The 18,418-nt window shown below is 71.6% G+C and carries 18 protein-coding genes, 2 tRNA genes and 1 pseudogene; 14 read left to right on the top strand and 7 right to left on the bottom strand.

Features of this window, described 5'->3' with window-relative positions:
* Window positions 1–306: 306 nt before the first annotated feature.
* Complete coding sequence (locus ACFW2G_RS03265) at window positions 307–1,659, top strand: cytochrome P450 (RefSeq protein WP_384580317.1); 1,353 nt, start codon at window positions 307–309, stop codon at window positions 1,657–1,659.
* A 27-nt stretch (window positions 1,660–1,686) separates the two neighbouring features.
* Window positions 1,687–2,781, top strand: coding sequence for an amidohydrolase family protein (locus ACFW2G_RS03260; RefSeq protein ID WP_078555738.1), 1,095 nt, complete (start codon window positions 1,687–1,689; stop codon window positions 2,779–2,781).
* Window positions 2,782–2,840: 59 nt separating this feature from the next.
* Here ACFW2G_RS03260 and ACFW2G_RS03255 read toward each other — a convergent pair whose 3' ends face one another.
* Complete coding sequence (locus ACFW2G_RS03255; RefSeq protein WP_037915319.1) at window positions 2,841–3,266, bottom strand: OsmC family peroxiredoxin; 426 nt, start codon at window positions 3,264–3,266, stop codon at window positions 2,841–2,843.
* A gap of 66 nt (window positions 3,267–3,332) precedes the next feature.
* Window positions 3,333–4,424: a cell division protein ZapE gene (gene zapE, locus ACFW2G_RS03250; protein WP_384580319.1), complete on the bottom strand. Its 1,092-nt coding sequence runs from the start codon at window positions 4,422–4,424 to the stop codon at window positions 3,333–3,335.
* Window positions 4,425–4,460: 36 nt separating this feature from the next.
* Here zapE and ACFW2G_RS03245 point away from each other — a divergent pair, with 36 nt between their 5' ends.
* The 4 genes from ACFW2G_RS03245 (at window position 4,461) to msrB (ending at window position 7,732) form a co-directional block, all read left to right on the top strand.
* Window positions 4,461–5,243, top strand: a complete 783-nt coding sequence (locus tag ACFW2G_RS03245; RefSeq protein WP_037915324.1) for a pyrimidine reductase family protein — start codon at window positions 4,461–4,463, stop codon at window positions 5,241–5,243.
* Between the two features lie 135 nt (window positions 5,244–5,378).
* Entirely contained in the window at window positions 5,379–5,846 is a 468-nt protein-coding gene (locus tag ACFW2G_RS03240) for a hypothetical protein (protein WP_037915327.1), read from the top strand.
* 57 nt (window positions 5,847–5,903) lie between these two features.
* The gene (gene murC / locus ACFW2G_RS03235) at window positions 5,904–7,301 is read left to right on the top strand and encodes a UDP-N-acetylmuramate--L-alanine ligase (RefSeq protein ID WP_384451341.1); all 1,398 of its coding nucleotides are present in this window, start codon (window positions 5,904–5,906) and stop codon (window positions 7,299–7,301) included.
* A gap of 23 nt (window positions 7,302–7,324) precedes the next feature.
* Window positions 7,325–7,732 (top strand): peptide-methionine (R)-S-oxide reductase MsrB, encoded by a 408-nt coding sequence (msrB, locus tag ACFW2G_RS03230; RefSeq protein ID WP_384451338.1) that lies wholly within the window; start codon window positions 7,325–7,327, stop codon window positions 7,730–7,732.
* Between the two features lie 79 nt (window positions 7,733–7,811).
* Here msrB and ACFW2G_RS03225 read toward each other — a convergent pair whose 3' ends face one another.
* The 3 genes from ACFW2G_RS03225 to ACFW2G_RS03215 all read right to left on the bottom strand — a co-directional run bounded on the left by ACFW2G_RS03225 (window position 7,812) and on the right by ACFW2G_RS03215 (window position 10,389).
* A complete protein-coding gene (locus ACFW2G_RS03225; RefSeq protein ID WP_384451335.1) occupies window positions 7,812–8,735 on the bottom strand; it encodes a phosphorothioated DNA-binding restriction endonuclease in 924 nt (307 codons plus the stop codon).
* Window positions 8,736–8,871: 136 nt separating this feature from the next.
* Window positions 8,872–8,947 (bottom strand) — tRNA-Ser (locus ACFW2G_RS03220).
* A gap of 68 nt (window positions 8,948–9,015) precedes the next feature.
* The gene (locus ACFW2G_RS03215) at window positions 9,016–10,389 is read right to left on the bottom strand and encodes a hypothetical protein (RefSeq protein WP_384580321.1); all 1,374 of its coding nucleotides are present in this window, start codon (window positions 10,387–10,389) and stop codon (window positions 9,016–9,018) included.
* Window positions 10,390–10,473: 84 nt separating this feature from the next.
* On the opposite strand from ACFW2G_RS03215, the gene ACFW2G_RS03210 reads away from it, so the two are divergent.
* The 3 genes and pseudogenes from ACFW2G_RS03210 to ACFW2G_RS03200 form a co-directional block, all read left to right on the top strand.
* Entirely contained in the window at window positions 10,474–10,740 is a 267-nt protein-coding gene (locus ACFW2G_RS03210; protein WP_384580323.1) for a hypothetical protein, read from the top strand.
* Window positions 10,706–11,026, top strand: coding sequence for an NADAR family protein (locus ACFW2G_RS03205; protein WP_384580325.1), 321 nt, complete (start codon window positions 10,706–10,708; stop codon window positions 11,024–11,026). The genes ACFW2G_RS03210 and ACFW2G_RS03205 overlap by 35 nt, the downstream gene beginning before the upstream one ends.
* Window positions 11,027–11,080: 54 nt before the next feature.
* Window positions 11,081–11,296 (top strand): annotated as a pseudogene (locus ACFW2G_RS03200) (peptide-methionine (R)-S-oxide reductase); the annotation flags it as partial.
* Between the two features lie 155 nt (window positions 11,297–11,451).
* Here the strand turns inward: ACFW2G_RS03200 and ACFW2G_RS03195 are convergent.
* Window positions 11,452–11,775: a hypothetical protein gene (locus ACFW2G_RS03195; protein WP_384451324.1), complete on the bottom strand. Its 324-nt coding sequence runs from the start codon at window positions 11,773–11,775 to the stop codon at window positions 11,452–11,454.
* 420 nt (window positions 11,776–12,195) lie between these two features.
* Between ACFW2G_RS03195 and ACFW2G_RS03190 the strand changes: the two genes are divergently transcribed.
* The 5 genes from ACFW2G_RS03190 to ACFW2G_RS03170 all read left to right on the top strand — a co-directional run bounded on the left by ACFW2G_RS03190 (window position 12,196) and on the right by ACFW2G_RS03170 (window position 18,216).
* A complete protein-coding gene (locus ACFW2G_RS03190) occupies window positions 12,196–14,574 on the top strand; it encodes a nitrate- and nitrite sensing domain-containing protein (protein ID WP_384580327.1) in 2,379 nt (792 codons plus the stop codon).
* Window positions 14,571–14,990, top strand: coding sequence for a roadblock/LC7 domain-containing protein (locus ACFW2G_RS03185; protein ID WP_037915341.1), 420 nt, complete (start codon window positions 14,571–14,573; stop codon window positions 14,988–14,990). The genes ACFW2G_RS03190 and ACFW2G_RS03185 overlap by 4 nt, the downstream gene beginning before the upstream one ends.
* Window positions 14,990–15,361 carry a DUF742 domain-containing protein gene (locus tag ACFW2G_RS03180; protein WP_384451318.1) on the top strand — a complete coding sequence of 124 codons (372 nt, stop codon included), beginning with the start codon at window positions 14,990–14,992 and terminating at the stop codon, window positions 15,359–15,361. The genes ACFW2G_RS03185 and ACFW2G_RS03180 overlap by 1 nt, the downstream gene beginning before the upstream one ends.
* Window positions 15,348–15,959, top strand: a complete 612-nt coding sequence (locus ACFW2G_RS03175; protein WP_384451315.1) for an ATP/GTP-binding protein — start codon at window positions 15,348–15,350, stop codon at window positions 15,957–15,959. Before ACFW2G_RS03180 ends, ACFW2G_RS03175 begins: the two co-directional genes overlap by 14 nt.
* Window positions 15,960–16,155: 196 nt before the next feature.
* Window positions 16,156–18,216 carry a phosphocholine-specific phospholipase C gene (locus ACFW2G_RS03170; protein WP_384580329.1) on the top strand — a complete coding sequence of 687 codons (2,061 nt, stop codon included), beginning with the start codon at window positions 16,156–16,158 and terminating at the stop codon, window positions 18,214–18,216.
* A gap of 97 nt (window positions 18,217–18,313) precedes the next feature.
* Here ACFW2G_RS03170 and ACFW2G_RS03165 read toward each other — a convergent pair.
* Window positions 18,314–18,386 (bottom strand) — tRNA-His (locus ACFW2G_RS03165).
* Between the last annotated feature and the right edge of the window lie 32 nt (window positions 18,387–18,418).

Raw genomic sequence — 18,418 nt, 5'->3', positions numbered from 1 at the left:
ACGGCAGCCCTTCCCGCTGGCCGCCGCATCCGGCCCGGGTCCGTCCCGACACGGCACGGACGGGCGACCGCCGATCGGCCGTGGGTCGGCCGACGGTCGGCCGGCGGCCGGCCCGCCGCACCCGGCCGGGCCGGCGGCCGGGCGCTCCGCCCGCGGACGGCCCCCTCCCCGGCTCCGGTGGCTCACCCGAACGGGAGCGGCTCCGTTTCACGGCGCACCGGCCCGGGGAACCGGTGAGTCCGCAGACGGCCGTTGCGACGGCCACGGCCACGGCCACGGCGGCCGACGCGACGGAGGGTGCGGAACATGGCGCAGCGGGATGCGGCACCGAACGGCGACGGAGCACTGCGCGACATCGTGTCCGCCGTCTCCCGGGGCGCACCGGAGTACCGGCAGTGCCCCCACCCCGTGTACGCGGCCCTGCGCGAGCAGGCCCCGGTGTGCCGGCTGACCCCGCCCCACGGGGTCGACACGTATCTGATCACCCGCCACGACGACGCCCGCGACGCCCTGTCGGACCCCCGGTTCAGCAAGGACATGCGCGGCGCCATCGACACCTACCACGCCGTGTACGGCAGCTTCTTCGACGCGCTCGACGACAACGTGCTCTTCTCGGACCCGCCGCGGCACACGCGGCTGCGCCGCATCCTGCGCAGCGCCTTCACCCCCAGGCGGGTGGAGCAGATGCGTCCGAGGATCACCGAGATCGCGGAGACGATCCTCGCCGAGTGCCGCCGGGCCGGGACGGTCGACCTGATGGCCGCGTTCGCGTTCCCGTTGCCGATCGCGGTCCTGTGCGAACTGATGGGCATCCCGCAGGAGGACCGCCCGGAGATCCTGGAGCAGTTCGCGGTGGTAACCCGCTCCCGGTTCGACCCCAGCCGCAGGGCGGAGCTCAAGGCCGCGGAGGAGCGGCTCCAGCACCGGCTGGAGCGGCTGATCTCGGACACCCGCGACCACCCGTCGGACACCTTCCTCAGCGACCTGGTCCAGGCGGAGGAACGGCTGGAGGACCCCGAACTGGTCGCGTCGCTGTGGGTCCTGTTCTTCGCCGGCCACAAGACCACCGCCTACCAGATCGGCAACTCCGTCCTCAACCTGCTGCTCCACCCCGACCAGGCGGCCCGGCTCCGCGCGGACCCCGGGCTCATTCCGGGGGCGGTCGAGGAGATGCTGCGCTACGAGGGATCGGTGGAGACGTCGACCTTCCGGTATGCCGCCGAGGAGGCCCGGATCCGGGACACGGTGATCCCCAAGGGCGCCCTGGTGCAGATCGCGATCTCCTCGGCCAACCGGGACCCGGAGCGGTTCGACGCGCCCGACGACCTGGACGTGACGCGCGAGGGACTCCAGGGCACGCACCTGGGCTTCGGCCACGGCACCCACTACTGCCTGGGGGCGCCGCTGGCGCGGCTCGAACTCGAGATCGCGCTCGCCTGCCTCCTGCGGGAGTTCCCGGACATGCGGCCCGTGGACCTGGAGGAGACCGGGGGAGCGTGGCTCAAGGGACCGGTGGCGGCCTTCCGCGGGCTGGAGCACCTGCGGATCGTCCTGGAGCCGTCGCGCCCGGACGGCGGGCCGGGCGGCGGCCCAGGCGAGCCGGGCGAGCCGGGCGAGCCGGGCGAGCCGACCCTGGCCTCCGTGGCTTCCGGAAAGTAACCCAGACCCGATGGACGGTGGATTGGCATGACGGATTCCGTGAGTACCCCCGGAGTGCGCCTCCTGGGAACACCGGCGGACGAACTGCGCATCGCCGCGGTGGGCACCAGCGAGGTCATCCGGATCGCGCGCGGACCCTCAGCGCCGGGCCCGGACACCGCGGGCACGGTCCACTCGAAGATCGACATGCACCACCACTTCTGCGCCCCGGAGTGGCGGGAGTGGGCCGTGCACCACGGGTTGATCGAGCCGGAGCGGCTGCCGGCGTGGAGCCGGCTCGACACCGAGGCGGCGATCCGCTTCATGGACGACGCGGGCATCACCACCGCGGTCCTCAAACCGATGCTGCCCGCGCGGTACCGCTCGTCGGCGCAGCTGCGCGAGGCGATCAACATCACGCTGAGGTCGATGATCGAGGTGGCGACCTCGCACCCGGGGCGGTTCTCGTACTACGTGCCGCTCTTCCTGGACGACCCGGAGGCGTCGTCCTGGGCGGTGCGCCGCGGCCTCGGGCAGCTCGGCGCCGTCGGCGTCAACGTCACCGCCAATTACGGGGGCGTCTATCTCGGGGACCCCGCCTACGACCGGCTGTTCCACGAGCTGAACGAGTGCCGCGCGGTGGTGGACACCCACCCGCACAACCTCCCGGGCGGCCCGCCCGGCGCACCGACCGTCCCGGGCATCCCGAACTTCGTGTGCGACTTCCTGCTGGACACCACCCGGGCCGCGGTGAACATGATCAGCCGCAGGACGCTGGACCGGTTCCCGGACATCTCCGTGGTCCTGCCGCACGCAGGCGGCTTCCTGCCGTACATCGCGACGCGGCTGCAGGCCCTCGGGCGGTTCTGCGAACCGAGCGTCGAGCCCGCCGCCGTCCGCGACCATCTGAGCCGCTTCTACTACGACACCGCGGGGCCCATGGCGCCCGCGGCGACCCTGCTGGAGCACGTGCCGGCCGACCACATCCTCTTCGGCACGGACTGGCCCGCCGCACCCGCCGACACGGTCATGGACCTGGCCCTGCCCGCCCTCGACGCGGACCCGGCCTTCACCCCGGAGCAGCTGCGGGGGATCTACCACGACAACGCCATGCGGCTGATCCCGCAGTTGGCGACGGCCTGACGGGGGTGCGGGCCGCGTCGTGCGGCCCGCACCCCCGGCCGGTGTCCCGGGAACCGGGATCAGACGAGCTTGGCGCTCAGGGTGATCGTCGTACCGGTCAGGGCCTGGCTCACCGGGCAGTTCTTCTTGGCGTCCTCGGCGGCGGCGAGGAAGGCGGCCTCGTCCACACCCGGGACCGTGCCCTCGACGGACAGGTGGATACCGGTGATGCCCTCACCCGGCTGGAAGGTGACGTCGGCCTTGGTCTCCAGCCGGCTGGGCGGGGTTCCGGCGCCCGCCAGGGCGTGCGAGAGCGCCATCGAGTAGCAGCTGGAGTGGGCGGCGGCGATCAGCTCTTCCGGGCTGGTCTTGCCGTTCGCAGCCTCGGCGCGCGCGGGCCAGGAGACGTCGTACGAACCGATGCCCGAGGAGTCGAGGCTGACGACGCCCTTGCCCTTCAGCAGGTCGCCTTCCCAGACGGTGTGCGCGTGACGCGTGGTGGCCATGGTGATCCCTTCGCAGAGGTGGGGAAACGGCCGGGCTCCCGAGAAGGGGGCCCGGCGTCCCCAAACCTACTGGGACACCAGGGGTTTCGCGTCGCGCGCCAGCGCGGTGAGCCGTGATATGGCGCGGAAGTACTTCTTGCGATAACCGCCGTTCAGCATGTCATCGCTGAACAGCTTGTCGAAGGGGACCCCGGAGGCCAGGACCGGGACCTCGCGGTCGTACAGCCGGTCGGCCAGTACCACCAGCCGCAGCGCGGTGGACTGGTCCGGCACCGGGCCGACGCCGGTCAGGCAGACGGCCGTGATCCCGTCGGTCAGTGCGCCGTACCGGCTCGGGTGCACCCGGGCCAGGTGTTCCAGCAGGCCGGGGAAGTCGTCCAGGCTCGCGCCATCGGTCGCGTAGGCGGCCTTGGCGACCTGCTCGTCGGAGAACGGCGCCGGGGCCTCGGGCAGGCCGCGGTGGCGGTAGTCCTGGCCGTCGATCCGCAGGGGCCGGAAGTGCGCCGACAGCCCCTGGATCTCCCGCAGGAAGTCCGCGGCGGCGAAGCGGCCCTCGCCGAGCTTGCCGGGCAGTGTGTTGGAGGTGGCGGCCAGCGCCACGCCCTGCTCGACGAGACGGCTGAGCAGCGAGGACACCAGCACCGTGTCGCCGGGGTCGTCCAGCTCGAACTCGTCGATGCACAGGAGCCTGTGCCCGCCCAGGGTCTGCACGGTCTGCTGGAAGCCGAGCGCGCCCACGAGGTTGGTGAGCTCGACGAAGGTGCCGAAGGCCTTGAGCGCGGGCTCGGCCGGGGTGGCGTGCCACAGGGAGGCGAGCAGATGGGTCTTGCCGACACCGTAGCCGCCGTCGAGGTAGACCCCGCGGGGCGCGGCGGGAGCCGCCGGCTTCCTGGAGAACCAGCGCTTCCTGCCGGAGCCGCTCGCGTGCGCCCCGCCCAGGCCCGCGGCGAAGCCGCTCAGCACGGTGACGGCCTCGGCCTGGCTCGGCTGGGCCGGATCGGGGTTGTAGGTGTCGAAACGGACGGAGTCGAACCGCGGCGGCGGCACCATCTCGGCCACCAGCCGCTCGGCGGGAACCCGCGGCTCGCGCGCGCACAGGGCCTGCGGCCCGGCGTCGGCTATCGGGGGCCGGCCGGAGGTGGGGAGAGATGTCGACACAGCCCTTAACTCTACGGGGCGTGGCACACTGCACCGATGCGACGCCTGTTCCCTGTGACCGATCAGACACCAGACCAGAGCCAGGACGGGACGGACCGGGAGTGGTCGCTCGACGAGCTCGCGGACGCCTACGCCTACCCCGCCCTCGCGGCGGACGGCCGCTGGCTGAGGGCCAACATGGTCTCCACCCTGGACGGCGCCGCCCAGCACGACGGCCGCTCCCAGCCCATCTCCGGCGAGACCGACATGCGGATCTTCGGCACCCTGCGGGCGCTGGCGGATGTGGTGGTCGTCGGCGCGGAAACGGTTCGCCAAGAGGGCTACCGCCCGGCCCGTGCCCGGGAGGCCTTCGCGGCCCGCCGCGAAGCCGCCGGGCAGGGCCCGGCCCCCGCCATCGCCGTGGTCACCGCGAGCATGGACCTGGACTTCTCCCTTCCCCTCTTCAGCTCACCGCTGGTGCCGACCCTGGTGGTCACCGGCGCCGCGGCGCCGCCCGGCCGGGTGGCCGAGGCGCAGGCCGCCGGCGCCGAGGTGGTGGTGGCCGGCGAGGGTGCGGCCGTGGACGCGGCCCGGGCCGTGCGGGAGCTCGCCGGGCGCGGGCTGCGCCGCCAGCTCACCGAGGGCGGGCCCCGGCTGCTGGGCCAGTTCGTGGCGGCCGACGTGCTGGACGAGCTGTGCCTGACGATCTCCCCGACGCTCACGGCGGGCGGCGCCCAGCGCATCACCGGGGGCCCTGCCGTCACGGTTCCGCACCGGCTCGCGCCCGCCTGCGTACTGGAGGAGGCCGGGTTCCTGTTCACGAGCTACCGTCGGATCTGACAAGGGGCGGAATTTCCCGTTCCGCTTTGCTTCCGCTGGGCACATATACCTGCGCAGGCCCCGTGCGACAGCGGGGCAGGATGGTTTCCGCAGGGGCCGGCCGACCGGCCTCGGCCCATGAAGGAGAGGGCGTCCGTGTTCACGAGCGTATTGATGATCGAGCAGCCGCTGACCACGGTGGACGTGGACTTCGTCACCAGCCTCCACGGAGACGACCCGGTCTCCTTCGTCGTCCTCATGCAGCCCCGGGGCGACCAGGACCGACTGCTGCGCGCCATCGACGACGTAGCGCTCGGTGAGCTCCCGGAAGCCATCCGCGAGGGCGACGAACCCGAGGGCGAGGACGCGCTCGGCCCCGCCGCGCACGCCCTCGCGCACTCCCTGAACGCCCTGCGCCAGAAGGGCGCCAAGGCCGTCGGGCAGATCGTCGAGAAACATCCGCTCGACAAACTGCAGGCCGTCGTGGACGAGACCGGGGCCGACGAGGTGATCGTCCTGACCTCCCCGCACTTCGTGGAGGAGTTCTTCCACCGGGACTGGGCCTCCCGGGCGCGCCACAAAGTCGGCGTTCCCGTGCTCAAGCTCTTCGCCCACAACGAATAGGCTTGGGCCCAGAGCCCGACACGTACAAGCACCGCACTCGATCCTGGAGCGACCTGAATGAAGCCCGGCCTGCCGACCGCCATGGAACGGCCCCACTTCATCGGCATCGGCGGCGCCGGAATGTCCGGCATCGCAAAGATCCTGGCCCAGCGCGGAGGGAAGGTCGCGGGCAGCGACGCCCGCGGCGACTCCGACACCGCCGAGGCGCTGCGCGCCCACGGCGTCACGGTCCACGGCGGACACGCGGCCGACCACCTCGCCGCCGACTCCACCTGCGTGGTCGTCTCCAGCGCCATCCGCGCCGACAACCCCGAGCTGGCCCGCGCCGCCGAGCTGGGGATCCCCGTCGTGCACCGCTCCGACGCCCTCGCCGCGCTGATGGACGGACTGCGCCCGATCGCCGTCGCCGGTACGCACGGCAAGACCACCACCACCTCGATGCTGGCGGTCTCCCTCGCGGCCCTGGGCCTTGACCCCTCGTACGCCATCGGCGGCGATCTGGACGCCCCCGGCTCCAACGCCCATCACGGCGAGGGCGACATCTTCGTGGCCGAGGCCGACGAGAGCGACCGCTCGTTCCACACGTACGCCCCGCAGGTCGCCATCATCCTCAACGCGGAGCTCGACCACCACGCGAACTACGCGTCGATCGAGGAGATCTACGAGTCCTTCGAGACCTTCGTCGGCAAGATCGTGCCCGGCGGCACCCTGGTCGTCGCGCACGGCCAGGAGGGCGCCGCCGAGATCGCCCGCCGGGTCGCGGGCAGGGAGGGCCTGACCGTCGTCACGTACGGAGAGGAGGAGGGAGCCGACGTCCGGATCGCCAAGATCACTCCGCGTGGTCTGACCAGCGAGGTCACCGTCGTCCTGGACGGCCGGATGCTCACCTTCACCGTCTCCGTCCCCGGCCGCCACTACGCGCACAACGCCGTCGCGGCCCTCGCCGCGGGCGTGGCCCTCGGCATCCCCGCGCACAACCTGGCCTCCGCGCTCGGCAAGTACACCGGCGTCAAGCGCCGCCTCCAGCTCAAGGGCGAGGCCGCCGGCGTGCAGGTCATCGACTCCTACGCGCACCACCCGACCGAGATGAACGCCGACCTGGAGGCCATCCGCGGAGCCGCCGGAGACTCCCGCATCCTGGTCGTCTTCCAGCCGCACCTCTTCTCCCGCACCCAGGAACTGGGCAAGGAGATGGGCCAGGCCCTGGCCCTCGCCGACGCCTCCGTCGTCCTGGACATCTACCCCGCCCGCGAGGACCCGATCCCCGGCGTCACCAGTGAGATCATCATCGCGGCGGCGCGGGCCGCGGGCGCCGACGTCGCCGCCGAGCACGACAAGAGCGCCGTCGCCGACGTCGTCGCGGGAATGGCCAAGCCCGGCGATCTCGTTCTCACGATGGGCGCGGGCGATGTCACGGACCTCGGTCCGGCCATCCTGGCCCGCCTGTCGAGCTGACGGAACGAGGGAGCGGAAGAGTCATGTCGTACGAGGTCGAGAAGACGGACGAGCAGTGGCAGGCGGAGCTGACCCCGTCCGAATACCAGGTGCTGCGCCTCGCCGGCACCGAGCCGGCCTTCCGCGGTGAGTACACCGACACCAAGACGGAGGGCGTCTACTCCTGCCGCGGCTGCGGGGCCGAGCTGTTCCGCTCCTCGGAGAAGTTCGCGTCGCACTGCGGCTGGCCGTCCTTCTTCGACCCGAAGGACAGCGACGCCGTCGAACTGCTCGCCGACACCTCGCACGGCATGGTCCGTACCGAGGTCCGCTGCGCGAAGTGCGGCTCCCACCTGGGGCACGTCTTCGAGGGCGAGGGCTACCCGACGCCCACGGACCAGCGCTACTGCATCAACAGCATCTCGCTGCGGCTGACACCAAACGAGGGCTGACAGGCGCGGCCGCCGTAGTCGACCGCGCCCGAGATGACTTGAGCCCCGGACACCGATGGTTTCCGGGGCTCTCGTGTTGCTAAGCGACCTGTGCGCCCGGGCGTTTGAAGACCTGGCGCCCGTGCCACAGGACGAACTTCGGGTCGATGGTGGGCCGTCCGGGCCTGGGCGCTGACACCGGCTGGCCGTGGAGGGCGTCGACGGCCTGTCCTGAACGGCTCCGTGCCACGTACAGCTGGGAGACCTGGATGCGCAGGTCGGGCAGGAGCCCCAGCACTCCGAGGTCGAAGAGGGAGTGGTGGAGGGAGCACAGGGCCAGCCCGTTGTTCACCTCGTCCGGGCCGTCCTGGCTGTGCCAGCGCACGTGGGCGGCCTCCAGCCCCACGGGATTCCTGCCCAGTGCGCCATCGAACCCGCAGAAGGCGCAGGCGTACGCGTATGCCTGCAGTACCTCCTCCGCGAAGCCGGCGCGCCGTGCGCGCCGCTTCCGCTGTTCCGGCACGTAAGCGGTCTCGTCGAGGGCTGTCAGGTCCAGGCCGACGGCGTCGCAGATGGACGCCTCCAGCGCGGTGGTGAAGTGCTGCTCCAGCAGCAGGCGGGCCGCGGCCGCGAGCGTGCCCGAGTCGGTGAGCAACGTCTCCACATCGGGTCGCAGTCGCCCGTGGGCTCCCCGGGATCGCAGCCAGCTGCCCCGCTCCGGGGCGTCCGGAGTGATGGTGCGGTCGTCGCTATCGCGTGGTTCCCACAGCCCTCGCTCCAGGTGCACGAAGGGCATCGCAGCGCGCTCGCGCGCCCGAGTGGGGCTCGTCACGGCAGGCCCGAAGTCGTTGATCAGCCGACTGACGGGCTCTTCTGCTTCGTCGTACGCGACCGCGGTGCTGCCCGAGGCGGCGAACCGACCCAGGAGCCAGAGCACGAGCAGTGGTTTGTGCGGGGCTCGCCGCCCACCTATCTGTGCCCGGCGCAGCCCGGACAGCGCGCTCATCAGTTCATCTCGTGTCACGGGGTCCGTACACTCCGTCGCTGTCGGTCGGGGGAAGACCACCGTAGCCCGGGCCTTCGGGCCCGGCGGGGCGAGCCAACGCGACTTCAGTGTTCGGCTCTCCGGCGCGTGTGCCGTGCAGGCGGAGTGGTGAGGATGGCGGCAAGGGCAGGATTCGAACCTACGTCCACCCGGAGATCGAGCCGGGCGCTCCTCCGCAGAGCTTCCTCGCCGCCGCCCCGATTCTCGTCAAGCGCGGACGTCCCGGGCAACTGATTTGCGGCCCGGGGCGGTCGGAACGTCAGATCCATTCCTCGGCGGCGGCTCGCTTGCCCCGGCCCGAGAACACGCCGGTGGACCGCAGGGCGCTCGCCATCAGAGGATCGGCCACGGCCACGCCGTGCACCAGCTCCGGCGTACGGCTGAAACGGACGGCCTGCGCGGCCGGCCGGGGCGCCGTCCAGCCGCCGGCCACCGGGTCAACACCGTTGCGCTTGCAGGCCGCCTCGACCAGTGAGCGGGGGCAGTCCTTCTCGCCCCGCAGGACCTCCCACGGCCGGGGCAGTTCCGCCCACACGTAGGTGTCCGGATGCAGTCCGCCACCGCTCCTGCGGTGCCAGTAGGCCACGTCGGCTGCCATCAGCCGGGGCACCTTGCCCGGGCACACGCGGTCCAAAAACTCCTCCTGGCCCAGCTCCGTCAACAGCGCGAACCAGTGCGCGCGGGCGGTGCTCCAGGCCTGTGCAGCCTGGTTCCACGTCGACGAGTCGTCGCCACGCCGCACGATCATGCTCGCGGCTTCGATACGGGAGCGGTTCCAGGCGTCCTCCAGCAGCTCGGCCACGGTCCGCAGGAAGCCGTTCCAGCGGACCAGGAGCCGGGTTAGCTCCTCGTCGGAGAGGTGCCCCAACACCTCGGCGGTGGGGTGGACGTGTGCGACGGCGTACCAGTTCGCCCGCCCGGGCGCCGCGCGCAGCCGTCGGAAGAGAGCGTCGGCGATCTCGTCGTACGGGCGGCGCTGCGTGCCGTTGGTGAAGATGCTGCGCATGTTCGCGCGGGCTGTGAGGTAGGCGATGAAGGCCGCGGAGTCCGGGTCGGCGGCGAACAGCTCGTACGGCAGGGTGTGTGCGAGCGCGCCCTTGCCGGTCATGGTGACCTCGCGGCGGCACTGCTCGTGGATGAGCCGGGCCAGCTTGGCCTCCATCCGGCGCAGCAGCCGGAAGCGCTTGTTGTACTGGCGTTTGGAGACCTCGCCGATGCCGGCTTCGGCGCGCTCGGCCCGGTTCAGCCGGTCGAGGCCGAAGTCGTTCTCCCCGTACTGCCGGTGGATTTCCTCGCCGGCCCGGCGGATCACGGCCTCGATCTCCGCGGGATCGTCTCCGGCTCCCCCGGGGATTCCGGGCATGGACGCGAACAGCGCCCCGGCTCGGGCGAGCTGGCGTTGCGCGCCGACGGGTCGGACGAAGTCCTCGAGCATGGAGGTGTAGCCGTGCCACAGCCTGTGCAGCGAATGCTCGGCGGCCTTCTCCAGGGCGCCGGCGGTGGCGGGGTCGAGGGCGACCTCTCGGGCAGCGAACAGGTCCTGGATCAGCTGGGCTATGTCCTCGGGGCGTTTGCGGAGCCCGAGCGAGGCGTGCAGCTCGCGCAGCAGCTGCTCGGCATAGTGCGACGGCATGCGCCACACCTTGCCAGCGCCCGCACGGGACCTCCACCGGATAATCGGCGGTCTTTCCTTCCGTCATTCGCCTAGCCTTTTGCCATGGCAGGCAGAAACCTCACTTATCGGTTCGTTGACGGCGAGCGCATACCCGGGACCTGGCGGCACGCCTTCATCTGCAACGGCTCCTCCTACTTCCTGACGGACCTCCTGATCTACGCCGACGGGCTGATTGACTGCTGGGGACTGGTCACGCTGGACGAGTTCGCCGAGAAGCTCCGGACGGGGTGGGTCGCGACGGAGCTGGAGGAGGGGGCGGAAGCCTCCGCGCACCATGTGGCCGGGTGGAGGTTCGCGGACGTCCACTAAGAACGCACTTGAGGCGCGGAGCCTGGCGCAGGACGCCCCTCGGCGGGCGCAGTGGGACGAAGCCCGCCCAGCCGTGATGGCACGGCTACTCCGAGCCAAGTACACGCAGAACCCCGCGCTTGCCGAGGAGCTGCTCGGCACGGGGGATGCCACGCTGCTCTACACCGATATGGGATCTCCCGGGTATTGGGGCCAGCACGGCCGGGCAGGGCTCAACTGGATGGGGCGACTCCTTGAGCTCGTCCGGGCCGAACTCCTCGCTGACCGTGCCGGCCTCACACCCTGATGGGACGGGTTGAGGCGTCCGGACGCCGGAGAAGTGTGAATCGCCAGGGATGACGGCTGGCCGTCCTTCTTCGACCCGAAGGGCAGCGACGCCGTCGAACTGCTCGCCGACACCTCGCACGGCATGGTCCGTACCGAGGTCCGCTGCGCGAAGTGCGGCTCCCACCTGGGGCACGTCTTCGAGGGCGAGGGCTACCCGACGCCCACGGACCAGCGCTACTGCATCAACAGCATCTCGCTGCGGCTGACCCCCGCCGCGGACGCGGGCTGACCCTCAGGACGCATCAGGGGCGCCCAGGACCGACCGGGGCCGCCCAGGACATCGGTGGGCCCTCCCGGACCCGAGCGGACCGGGAGGGCCCACACTCCTGTCCGCGGGATGCCGTGAGGGATCCGGGCTCCGCACGGGCCCGGGCGGTCGCGTGCTCAGCCGCTGCACTGGGTCAGTTCGCCGCCCTGGCGGACGCTGTACTGGCCGGGCGGCACGTTCATGACCTGGAACCCGCCGTTCTGGGCGATCTCGACCGTCCCGCCGAAGCCGGCCGACCCGTACACGTAGGCAGGGCCCGGGGTGAAGCCGCCGCCGGACAGGTGCACCTTCCCGTTCTCCAGGACCCCGGAGGTCGAACACGTCGCGGCCGGGACGGCGGCCGGCGTGGTCTGCGGTATCGCCGCGAGGGCGGCGGGGGCGGCGGCGAACGAGGCGGCCGCCAAGGGGCCGAGGATGAGAAGCCGTGTGCGCCGGTTCATGAGCCTTCCTTGACCAGGGGGAATCGAGAGGAATCGGGAGGCCGCGGACCGCGGGGCGCGGGCCGCGGGCACCGCTCTTCCATCGTCACCCCGCCCCCGGCCCGGTGCGACCGGAGGGGCGGCTGGCCGGAATCGGGCCGCCCTGATGTCGGGGACGTCGCGGTTCGATTCCGATCCGGTCTCTGGCCTGGGACGATCCAACGGAGATAGCACGGTCGGCCGGTGAAGACACCTATCCGATTCCTCCGTCTGTCTGGTTATGATCGGCCCCTCACATCCCGTCACCACCACACCGGTTGTGACAGTCCCCTCCGCAGTGCCGTGCCCGGTCCGGCCGTTCGGCCACCCCCGACGTCCCCACGCCCCCGCTCCCGAGGACCGATGTCTCCCATAGAACCCGAAGGCGCAAGAGGACGGCCGATGCCGCGTCGCTGGCGCACCGTGCGCCTGCGCACCCTCCTCATCTGGCTGGCAGTGGTTCCCACCGTGGCGATGGGCACCCAAGTCACGTTGACCGCGCAACGGTTGCTGGAGCAGTCGGCCCAACTGCGGGCCGACGTGGAGGCCGCCGAGCGGGTCGGAGCCCCGCTCTACACCCTGATGGTCGACATGCAGGCGGAGCGCACGGCGACCGCCTCCTTGTGGGCGGGCACCGCCGGGTCCGAGGGGGAGCTGCGCGTACGGCGCGCCGCCACGGACTCCGCCGCGGCCGAGTTCCGCGCGCTGGCCGACGATCCCTCACGGTCCTTCACGGAAGTGACCCGGCCGCTCGACAAACTGGCCGCCTACCGCCAGCGCGCCGACACCCGCAGCGGTGCCGCCGACAGCACCCTCGCCTACTACTCCGACGTCATCGGCAAGGTCATCCAGGTCTACCAGCAGGAATTCAGCCACGCGGAGGACGCCGAACTCGCCCAGGCGAGCCGCCCCGTGGTCTCGATGCTCCAGGCCACCGAGATGGTGGCCCGCGAGGACACCGTCCTGGCCCTCGCCGGGCCGTCCGGGGAACTGGGCTTCGTCGGCTACGACCAGTTCGTCAGCTCCCTGGGAGCCCAGCGCTACCTGCACGAAGCTCTGATCGTGCCGCATCTGACGGCGCGGGACGAGCGGTTCTACGAGCGGGTCGTCGGCTCCGAGGACTGGCAGGCGAAGACGCGCATCGAGAACGCCGTCCTCTCCGGGCACAAGGACACCGTCTCGGGTGTCAAACTCCCCGGCGAGGTGGCCGACTGGTCGTCCGCGCACTCCAACTTCTCCGTGCAGATGACCACGCTCAACATCGACCTGGCGCGCTCGGTGCTCGCCCGCGGCGAGGCCAAGGCCGCAGAACTGCAGGCCGAGGTCGCCTGGCTGATAGCCGGCAGCGGCGGCGGGCTCCTCGCCGTCGTCATCGTGGTCGTGCTCACCACCCGGTCGGTCCTGCGCCGCCTGGATGACCTGCACGAACGCACCGTGACCGTGGCCGAGGAGACCCTCCCCGAGGTCGTCGCCCGGCTCCAGCACGGACAGAGCGTGGACCCGGAGGTCCTGCCGGCCGTGAGCGGGGACCGGGACGAGGTCGGACGCATCAGCGACGCCTTCGCCCGGGCCGTCGCCGTGTCGGTGGACGGACACCGCCGGCTCGCCGCCGAGCGCCACGGGTTCGGCCTGTTCGCCTCGGGCATCGCCTCCCGCACCGGAAACCTCGTCAGTCGCCAGCTGAGCCTCACCGAGGACCTCCAGGACGCCTTCGGCCACGACGAGGCACTGCTCGCCCAGCTGATGCGGTCCGACCAGCTGACCGTCGGCATGCGGCGGCAGATCGAGAACCTGCTGATCCTGGCGGGCGGCGAGGTCCCCGACCCGCACACCGAGCCCATGCGCGTCGCCGACCTGCTGCGCGAAGCCGCCGCGGAGGTCGAGGACTTCCGCCGCATCGAGCGGCAGGCCCTGGACGAGACCAGTGTGGAACCGGGCGCCATCAGTCAGATCAGCCACCTGCTGGCCGAGCTGCTCGACAACGCCACCCGGTTCTCCCCACCGAAGTCCAAGGTGGTCATCCGCGCCGAACTGGTGGCGGACGGCCTGTCCGTCGAGATCGAGGACCGCGGCCCGCGGGTCTCCCCGGAGCGGTACGAGGAGATGAACGGGCGCCTGCACCAGGCCCCGCCGTACTCCGTCCTCGCGCAGAACGCCCACCGCCTCGGCCTCTTCGTCGTGGGCCACCTCGCCGACCAGCTCGGAGCCACGGTCACCCTGCGCCGCTCGGTGTACGGGGGCACCTGCGCCGTGGTGATCCTGCCCGCGCACCTGCTGCTCCCGAGCGAGGGGGAGACCCCGAGTGAGGGCGCCGGCAGCCGACCCGCCTCCCCTGCCGAGGTGCCCGCCCCGGCGGCGGCCCCCGGGTCCGCTCCGGCCCCGTCGGACCCCGTACCGGTCCGCTCCGACGAGCCCGCCACCAGGACCGCGCCCGGCACCGAGCACGAGCAGGGGACCGAGCAGGAGCCCGAGCCCGAGCCGGTGCCCGAGCCGGTGGCGCACACCAGCGCCGGACTGCCCAGCCGCCGCACCAGGACGCCGCGGCACGCACCCGCCACCGCCCTCGCGGACCGGCCCGCCCCGGCGACCGCCCCGACGCGGCCGGCCCTCCCCGAGCGGGTCCCGCAGACCCACATAGCCGACCAACTGCGCGCGCCCCACGCGCCGGAAGCACCGGTCCCCCAGGACACCGCGACGCCCGAAGAGGTCGCCGACGCCTGGGCGGACTACGAACAGGGGACCCAGACAGTGGAAGAAGAGCTCCGACGGGATCAGCCATGACCACCTCATCGAACACCGCGGCATCCAACGACGCGATCTACAGCGTCCTCGACAACAACCTGAGCAGGATCGCCGGCATCCAGGGCGCCGTGCTCCTGTCCAACGACGGCATCAGGCTCAGCGACTACCTTCTGGACCAGCCCCAGGCCGAGCGCATGGCGGCCGCCGCCTCCGGCATCGCCTCCACGATGAAGGCGATATCCCGGGAGATCGACGGTGGCCGCGTCATCCGCCAGCTCGTCGAGATGGACGACAGGTACCTCTGCATCGTCGGGTGCGGCGAGGGCAGCACGCTCATCGTGGTGACCTCCCGCAAGGCGCGCCTCGGCGAGCTCGGCGGCGAGGCCGTACGCACCGCGCAGGCGCTCGGCGAATGGCTGGGCACCCCCGAGCGCGGCCAGGCACCGAACGCGTAATGCCGCAGGACGAGCCGCCGCAGCCCGCGCGCCGCCGCCGTACGCGGCTGTACGCCCTCACCGACGGACGTACGGCCGCCGAGCACACCGTCCTGACCATGGACACCACCATCACGGCGGCGGTCGCCGGCGACGCGCACGGGGGACTGCCCACCGAGTGGCAGGAGATCCTCGTCATGTGCGCGCCGCCGGGCGGGCGCGCGGTCGCGGAGATCGCGGCGCGGATGAACATCCGCCTCACACCGATGACGCTGCTCCTCGGCGAACTCGCCGACCGCGGGCTGATCAGCCACCGGCCGCCCCTGGCGGCGTCCGACACCACCGATGTCAACCTGCTCATGAGAATCAGGGACAACCTTGCCCGGATATGACACGCCCGCCCCGCCCTCCTCCCGGGAACCGGCCCCGGTCAAGATCCTCATCGCCGGCGGCTTCGGGGTCGGCAAGACCACCCTGGTACAGACGATTTCCGAGATCGAGCCGCTGCGGACGGAAGAACGGCTGACAGCGGCCGGCGTCGGCGTCGACGACCTCGACGGCATCGAGTCCAAGACCCTCACCACCGTTGCGATGGACTTCGGCCGGATCACCCTCACCGACGCCGGAGTCGTCCTCTACCTGTTCGGCACGCCGGGCCAGGAACGCTTCTGGTTCATGTGGGACGACCTGCTCGGCGGTGCCCTCGGGGCGATCGTCCTGGTCGACACCCGGCGCCTGGACCGCAGCTTCCCGGCCATCGACTTCTTCGAGAGCCGCGGCCTGCCCTTCGTGGTCGGCGCGAACTGCTTCCACGGCGAACAGCCCTACACCGCAGAGGAGATCGCGGCAGCGCTGCACCTCCGCGACCCGGACACCCCCGTCCTGATGCTCGACGCCCGCTCCCGCACGGACGTCCGCGCCTGCCTGCTCGCCCTGCTCGACGTGCTCATCGACAAGGCGCAACAGCCCCCGGCCGCCGTCACCGGCTGACCGCCACCGGGGGCGCGAGGCCGGGACGCCGCTCCGGCAGCGGCGGGCCGCCGGGCGGGCGGCGCGGTGCCGCTGGAACGCCGTCCGTTCTCCAGGTGTACGGCGTGGTGTCACGGGGGCATCTCCGGCCGGTACCCGAGGGCCGCTGTCCTTGGGGCGCCCCTCGACTCCCCCTCACACCAGAGGTCGACACCCCATGGCAGAACTCGACCGCCGCAGGTTCCTGCAGATAGCCGGTGGCACCGCCGCCTTCGCGATGCTGAACGACAGCATCGCGCGGGCCGCCGCCATCCCGGCGCAGGGCACCACCGGAACGATCCAGGACATCGAGCACATCGTCGTCCTCATGCAGGAGAACCGGTCCTTCGACCACTACTTCGGCGCGATGAAGGGGGTCCGCGGCTTCGGCGACCCGCGGCCGGTGCTCCACGACAACGGCACGTCGGTCTTCCACCAGCCGAACGGGACCAAGGACGTCCTGCCGTTCCACCCGCAGGTGGAAGACCTCGGCATGCAGTTCCTGACCGGCCTGAACCACGACTGGGCCGGCGGCCAGTACGCCTACAACAAGGGCAAGTACAACCAGTGGATCCCGGCCAAGACGGCCACGACCATGTCGTACATGACGCGGAACGACATCCCGTTCCACTACGCCCTCGCCGACGCCTTCACGGTGTGCGACGCCTACCACTGCTCCGTCATCGGCGCCACGGACCCCAACCGCTACTACCTCTGGTCGGGTCACACGGGCAACGACGGCAAGGGCGGCGGCCCGGTCCTCGGCAACCAGGAGGCCGGCTACGGCTGGACCACCTACCCCGAGCGCCTGGAGGCGGCCGGGATCTCCTGGAAGGTCTACCAGGACATCGGCGACGGTCTGGACGCCGCCGGCTCCTGGGGCTGGATCAACGACGCCTTCCGCGGGAACTACGGCGACAACTCGCTGCTGTACTTCAACAGTTACCGCAGTGCCCGGCCCGGCAGCCCCCTGTACGAGAAGGCCCGCACCGGCACCGACGTCAAGGCGGGCGAGGGCTACTTCGACCGACTGCGTGCCGACGTGGTGAACGGCACCCTGCCGCAGGTGTCCTGGATCGCCGCCCCCGAGGCGTTCAGTGAACACTCCAACTGGCCGACGAACTTCGGCGCCTGGTACATCTCGCAGGTCCTGGACGCGCTCACGGCGAACCCGGCGGTGTGGGCGAAGACCGCCCTGTTCCTCACCTACGACGAGAACGACGGCTTCTTCGACCACGTCGTCCCGCCCTACCCGCCGGCCTCCGCCGCCTGGGGCCTGTCCACCGCCGACGTGTCGAAGGACCTCTACCCGGGCGGCGGCGGTTACACGGCCGGCCCGTACGGGCTCGGCCCGCGCGTCCCGATGATCGTGGTCTCCCCCTGGAGCAAGGGCGGCTACGTCTGCTCCGAAACCTTCGACCACACCTCGGTGATCCGTTTCATGGAGAAGCGCTTCGGGGTGCAGGAACCGAGCATCTCCCCGTGGCGCCGCGCCGTCTGCGGCGACCTGACCTCGGCCTTCGACTTCACCCGGGCCGACACCGCCCCCGCCGCGCTGCCGTCCACGGCCGCGTACGTCCCGGCGGACCGGGACCGGCACCCCTCCTACCACCCGACGCCCCCCGCCACCGGCACCCTGCCGCCGCAGGAGGCAGGGTCCAAGCCCACCCGCGCGCTCGGCTACGCCCCGTACGTGGACGGCGCCCGCACCGTCTCCACCGGCAAGTTCACCTTGACCTTCGCCTCCGGACCGACCCTCGGCGCCCACTTCCACAGCACCTCGGGCCATCGCACGGACGGCCCCTGGCCCTACACGGTGGAGGCCGGCAGGACGCTCTCGGACACCTGGTCCACCAGCAGTTCCAGCGGTCACCGGATCGACCTGACGGTATGGGGCCCCAACGGTTTCCTGCGCACCTTCAAGGGCCCCGCGAAGAAGGCCGGGCCCGAGGTCACGGCGCGCCATGTGAGCGCCACCGGCGACCTGGCGCTGACGATGACCAACTCCGGCACGGCCGCGGTCAACCTCACCGTGGCCAACGCCTACGGCGGGGCGGCCCAGACCTTCCGGATCGCGGCCGGCGGTACGGTCACCCACACCGTGAACCTTGGTGCGACCGGCCGCTGGTACGACGTCGAGGTCGTCTCCGACCTCGACACCACCTTCCTGCGGCGCTTCGCCGGGCACGTGGAGACCGGCGACCCCGGCGTCTCCGACCCGGCGATCAGGACCGCCTGATCCGGTCCGGCGGCGCCTGCGGCTGCCGCGCCCCGGGACCGCCGGACCGACGAAAAACCCCCGGGGTACGAGGAGACCTCGTACCCCGGGGGATCAGGGTGAGTGACGGGACTTGAACCCGCGGCCACCTGGACCACAACCAGGTGCTCTACCAGCTGAGCTACACCCACCACGAGGGGCGGCGGACCGCCCGTCGATGTGC

It is taken from the genome of Streptomyces sp. NPDC058880, from assembly GCF_042742535.1.
Classification (GTDB): Bacteria; Actinomycetota; Actinomycetes; order Streptomycetales; family Streptomycetaceae; genus Streptomyces.
Note: the sequence above shows the minus strand (reverse complement) of the source record. Positions and strands in the feature narration are given on the sequence as shown.

Excerpts from the sequence above, each read along its gene's own strand:
- ACFW2G_RS03205 (WP_384580325.1), top strand. The coding sequence starts at position 10,706 with ATGTGGCCGGGTGGAGGTTCGCGGACGTCCACTAAGAACGCACTTGAG.
- msrB (WP_384451338.1), top strand. The coding sequence starts at position 7,325 with ATGTCGTACGAGGTCGAGAAGACGGACGAGCAGTGGCAGGCGGAGCTG.
- ACFW2G_RS03190 (WP_384580327.1), top strand. The coding sequence starts at position 12,196 with ATGCCGCGTCGCTGGCGCACCGTGCGCCTGCGCACCCTCCTCATCTGG.
- ACFW2G_RS03260 (WP_078555738.1), top strand. The coding sequence starts at position 1,687 with ATGACGGATTCCGTGAGTACCCCCGGAGTGCGCCTCCTGGGAACACCG.
- ACFW2G_RS03195 (WP_384451324.1), bottom strand. The coding sequence starts at position 11,775 with ATGAACCGGCGCACACGGCTTCTCATCCTCGGCCCCTTGGCGGCCGCC.
- ACFW2G_RS03215 (WP_384580321.1), bottom strand. The coding sequence starts at position 10,389 with ATGCCGTCGCACTATGCCGAGCAGCTGCTGCGCGAGCTGCACGCCTCG.
- ACFW2G_RS03245 (WP_037915324.1), top strand. The coding sequence starts at position 4,461 with ATGCGACGCCTGTTCCCTGTGACCGATCAGACACCAGACCAGAGCCAG.
- ACFW2G_RS03170 (WP_384580329.1), top strand. The coding sequence starts at position 16,156 with ATGGCAGAACTCGACCGCCGCAGGTTCCTGCAGATAGCCGGTGGCACC.
- ACFW2G_RS03180 (WP_384451318.1), top strand. The coding sequence starts at position 14,990 with ATGCCGCAGGACGAGCCGCCGCAGCCCGCGCGCCGCCGCCGTACGCGG.
- ACFW2G_RS03210 (WP_384580323.1), top strand. The coding sequence starts at position 10,474 with ATGGCAGGCAGAAACCTCACTTATCGGTTCGTTGACGGCGAGCGCATA.
- ACFW2G_RS03265 (WP_384580317.1), top strand. The coding sequence starts at position 307 with ATGGCGCAGCGGGATGCGGCACCGAACGGCGACGGAGCACTGCGCGAC.
- murC (WP_384451341.1), top strand. The coding sequence starts at position 5,904 with ATGAAGCCCGGCCTGCCGACCGCCATGGAACGGCCCCACTTCATCGGC.
- ACFW2G_RS03185 (WP_037915341.1), top strand. The coding sequence starts at position 14,571 with ATGACCACCTCATCGAACACCGCGGCATCCAACGACGCGATCTACAGC.
- ACFW2G_RS03255 (WP_037915319.1), bottom strand. The coding sequence starts at position 3,266 with ATGGCCACCACGCGTCACGCGCACACCGTCTGGGAAGGCGACCTGCTG.